At 31.8% G+C, this 3,546-nt stretch carries 2 protein-coding genes; both read right to left on the bottom strand.

Annotation, left to right across the window (positions count from 1 at the left end):
- Positions 1 to 265: 265 nt before the first annotated feature.
- Positions 266 to 1,438, bottom strand: a complete 1,173-nt coding sequence (locus HR065_RS01230) for an NAD(P)-dependent malic enzyme (RefSeq protein WP_178734106.1) — start codon at positions 1,436 to 1,438, stop codon at positions 266 to 268.
- A 493-nt stretch (positions 1,439 to 1,931) separates the two neighbouring features.
- Positions 1,932 to 3,422: a leucyl aminopeptidase gene (locus HR065_RS01225; protein ID WP_178734105.1), complete on the bottom strand. Its 1,491-nt coding sequence runs from the start codon at positions 3,420 to 3,422 to the stop codon at positions 1,932 to 1,934.
- Positions 3,423 to 3,546: the final 124 nt, after the last annotated feature.

Raw genomic sequence — 3,546 nt, 5'->3', positions numbered from 1 at the left:
CACAAAAAAAAAAAAAAACAAGTGTTTGAGCCGTTTAAATTGCATTTTATCCAAAAAAAATAATTTTTTAGGGTCAATATTTTACGTTAAAGAAATAAAAAGCCTATAAATAGGGGTTTTTAAATAATGAAGACGATGATAGGGAGTGCGACAATATCAAATACCATTTTTCTTCTCTAAATAATTTTCCTTCCTTAATTTTTAAAAAAAAAAGACCTTCTAAAAGATCTTTTTTAATTAGATATTCAATAGCATTGAATAAGATTTATTTTCTTACTACGCCTGTTTTAACAGCCGCTTCTCCAACCGCTTTAGCGATAGAAGCAACAACTTGTTCGTTGAATACGCCAGGAATAATATTATTTTCGTTTAATTCGTTGGCAGGAATAACACTAGATAAGGCATAAACCGCAGCCACTTTCATTTCTTCGTTAATTTGAGTTGCTTTATAATCTAGCGCTCCTCGGAATACACCAGGGAAAGCTAAACAATTATTAACTTGGTTAGGGTAATCTGATCTACCAGTAGCGATCACTCTTACTCCACCTTTTTTAGCTTCTTCAGGTAAAATTTCCGGATTTGGGTTTGCTAAAGCAAAAACAATAGCGTCTTTAGCCATAGTAGAAACCATTTCACTATTAAGAATATTAGGACCAGAAACACCAATGAAAACATCTTTATTTTTGATAACATCACTTAAAGTGCCGTCTTCTTGGTTTTTATTCGTTAATAAAGCCATTTTCTTTTGTTCTGAGTTAGTCCAATCACTATCATGACGGATAACACCTTTTTTATCGTATAAAACAATGTCTTTAACTTTTAAGTTAAGCAACATTTTAGCAACCGCAATACCAGCTGAACCAGTACCACAAATGACCACTCTAATGTCTTCTAATTTTTTATTAACCACTCTTAAAGCGTTAATTAAACCAGAAGCCACAACGATAGCTGTTCCGTGTTGATCATCATGAAAAACAGGAATAGATAATTTCGCTTTTAAAGCTTCTTCAATTTGGAAACATTCAGGCGCTTTAATATCTTCTAAATTAATCGCTCCAAAAACATCAGAAATTTTAGTAATAATATTTACTATTTCTTCAGGATCTTTAGAATCAATAGTGATCGGGAAAGAGTCGATATCAGCGAATCTTTTAAATAAAATAGATTTTCCTTCCATTACCGGAATAGAAGCTTTAGAACCAATATCTCCTAAACCTAAAACAGCCGTACCATTGGTAATAACAGCCACTGTATTAGATTTCATAGTGTATTTATAAAGATCTTCAGGGTTTTGTTGAATCTTACGACAAGGTTCAGCTACTCCAGGAGTATATACTAAAGATAAATCATCAAAATTATTAACTTCTGTTTTAACTTTAGCAGCCAATTTACCTTTGTTTTTTTCGTGTAAAAGTAAAGATTTTTGATTTGTGTCCATAATTTCTTCTTATAAAGTTGATTTTCATTCTAAAACAATGTTTTTTAATTGATTGGATGAGAACAAAAAAGAAAGAAAGTTTGTTAAAATAATTTTTTTTAAAAATGAAGCTTTTTCCCTTATTCTGTAAACGCCTAATTTTTTTAATAAACATTTTTTAAAATTTAAAAAACAACAATTATAAAATCACCTCTTTTTCCATTTTAATTTAAATTAAAAAAATAACCGCTTTTATTATAAACCTTTTATGAAAGAAAAATTAAAAAATCCATCTTAAATTTAATAAATGAAAATTGGTTATTAAACCAAGGAGTTATAGAAAGATGTGGGTTTATTTGGTAGATAATAGGTGTTTAACAGCGTTTACCTTTGGTTCTTCTTGTAAAGAAAAAACCACTCCTAAGAGTGGTTAAGAAAAACGGGAAAGAAATAACTTTATCCCCAAAGATGGAGAAAAAAGTTTATAATTATTTTTTTTGATAAGAGCGTTAATTTATTTCTTTTCGTAATAATTAGCCACTAATTGGTTTAAAAGACGAACGCCAAAACCAGTGGACCAACTGTTGTTAACTGCGGTAACTTTATCATTAAAAGCTACACCAGCAACATCAATATGAGCCCAAGGAGTATCTTCACCCACAAAACGTTTTAAAAATTGAGCAGCTGTGATAGAACCCGCTAATCTACCTGAAGAATTTCTCATATCAGCAAATTTACTATCAATTAAACGGTCGTATTCTTCAGAAAGAGGCATTAACCATAATTTTTCACCAGTGGTTTGACCGGAAGCAAGTAATTTTTGCGCTAAAGCGTCATTATTAGAGAATAAACCAGCATGTTCTTCTCCTAAAGCAACCATAATAGCGCCTGTTAAAGTAGCTAAATCAATGATGAATTGAGGTTTTACATGAGTTTTAGTATAATAAAGAGCATCAGCTAATACCATTCTACCTTCCGCATCAGTATTGATCACCTCAATAGTTTGACCAGACATAGAAGTAACGATATCACCAGGTCTTTGAGCTGTACCGCTTGGCATATTTTCTACTAAACCAACTACTGCGACAACATTGACTTGTGCTTTACGAGCGGCTAAAGTATGCATTAAACCGACTACTGTAGCAGCTCCGCCCATATCACCTTTCATTTCTTCCATTCCACCAGAAGGTTTAATGGAAATACCGCCAGAATCAAAAACTACTCCTTTACCTACAAATGAAAGAGGAGCTTCTTGGGAAGAAGAACCTTGCCATTTCATAATAGCTAAATAAGGAGGACGATCAGAACCTTGAGCTACTGCTAAAAGAGAATTCATCCCTAATTGAGTCATTTGGTTTTTATCTAAAACTTCTACTTCAACACCCATTGCGGTTAATTTTTGAATACGAGCGACAAATTCATCTGTTCCTAAAACATTAGCTGGTTCGTTCACTAAATCGCGCGCTACGTTAGAACCTTGCACTACTGCTTCTACTTTATGAAGTTCTTTTTGACAAGCTGCTGCTTCTTTGGTCACCACTACAACTGATAAATCGTTATACATCGCAGAAACATCTTTTTTCGGTTTAGTGTGATAATGATCAAAAGTGTAACTTTTTAACATCATCCCTAAAACATAATCCATTACTGCTTGTGCGGAAGAAGGATGGTTTTCAAAATCTGTTAAAACAACTACTTCTTTAACATGTTTCAAAGCTGATAAAGTCGCTCCTCCTGCTTTCATCCAAGAATCATGCTTTTCGGGGTTTTTACCTAAACCTACTACTAATAAACGAGAAAATTCATGACCTTCAGGATGAACTAATTTTAAAACAGAACCTTCTTTGCCTTTAAATTGTTCTGTTTGACATGCTTTTTCTACTTGTCCTTCAAGATTAACAACATTAACGCCGGAAACATTTTGTTTTCCATCTTCTAATTTTAAAACCACTACTGTGCTTTGTTGATTAAAAGATTTTAAATCTGATAAAAATGATACTTTCATATTAATACGATACCTTTCTTATTGTTAAAACATTTATACCAATAAAATAATTTGATTAACCAAACAAATAAATTAAAAATTAATTATTGTTTATGATTAAATTATATAACATTTATAAATAACA

Source organism: Candidatus Phytoplasma pruni (genome assembly GCF_013391955.1).
Taxonomy (GTDB): domain Bacteria; phylum Bacillota_I; class Bacilli_A; order Acholeplasmatales; family Acholeplasmataceae; genus Phytoplasma.
The sequence above is the reverse complement of the archived record's forward strand: the minus strand, read 5'-3'. Positions and strand labels throughout refer to the sequence as shown.